This is a genomic window from Nocardia sp. CDC159, from assembly GCF_023740735.1.
GTDB lineage: Bacteria > Actinomycetota > Actinomycetes > Mycobacteriales > Mycobacteriaceae > Nocardia > Nocardia pulmonis.
On sequence record NZ_JAMRXH010000048.1, the window covers coordinates 1 to 959 of the forward strand.

Genomic DNA, 959 nt, shown 5'->3' on the forward strand with positions numbered 1-959 from the left:
CTAGGGCGTGTCCTGTAAGTCATCGCAGCCAGAGGATGATGGCGGCGATGGTGAGTTCGGCCTGGTAGTAGGCGGCGCGTTTGGCGTAGCGGGTGGCCAGCTCCCGGAATTGTTTGAGCCGGTTGAAACAGCGTTCGACCACGTTGCGGCGTTTGTAGACGTCGGGGTCGAACGCGGGTGGCCGGCCACCGTGTGATCGTTTGGCCGCTCGCGTCTGGATCTGGTCAACTCGCTGCGGACTGACGAACCGGATCCCGCGCTTGCGCAACGCTGTTCGCGTCGAGGGATGCGAATAGGCCCGGTCGGCGATCACGACCTCGGGCCGGGTCCGGGGACGGCCCGGCCCGATCCGGGCCACGCGGATCCCGTCGAGAAGCGGCAGGATCTGGGGATTGTCCCCGGCCTGACCGGGAGTCAGGATCACTCGCAGCGGCAACCCGCGCCCGTCGACCGCGAGGTGGATCTTGGTGCTCAGCCCGCCGCGGGATCGTCCAAGGGCTTCCCCGTCGACCCCGATGCGGTGGCCGCGCCGGGTAATAGGGTCTCCTGTTTGCGGGCTCCCGCGGCGTGCTGGTGAGCCCGGACCACGCTGGAGTCCACGCTGATCACCCATTCGACCTCACCGATCGAATCGTCTTTGACCACGACCTCGTCGAGAATGCGCTGCCACGTGCCGTCGGCCGTCCACAACCGCAACCGTTCGTGCGCGGTCTTCCACGGACCATAGCGTTCGGGCAGGTCCCGCCACGGGGCACCGGTCCGCAACTTCCACAAAATCGCGTTGAGCACCTGGCGGTGATCCCGCCACCGGCGGCCCTTTCCCGACACCGGCAGCATGGGCTCGATCCGAGCCCAGGCCCGATCAGTTACCTCACCTCGACCAACCACCGCATACAGCTAACACAACCACGACACCGACTCACCCAAACCCGCACAACCACTTACAGGACACGCCCTAG

The 959-nt window shown here is 66.3% G+C and carries 1 pseudogene; it reads right to left on the reverse strand.

From position 1 onward, the window contains the following. Positions 1 to 19: 19 nt before the first annotated feature. A pseudogene (locus NDR87_RS37060) lies at positions 20 to 837 on the reverse strand (IS5 family transposase). Positions 838 to 959: the final 122 nt, after the last annotated feature.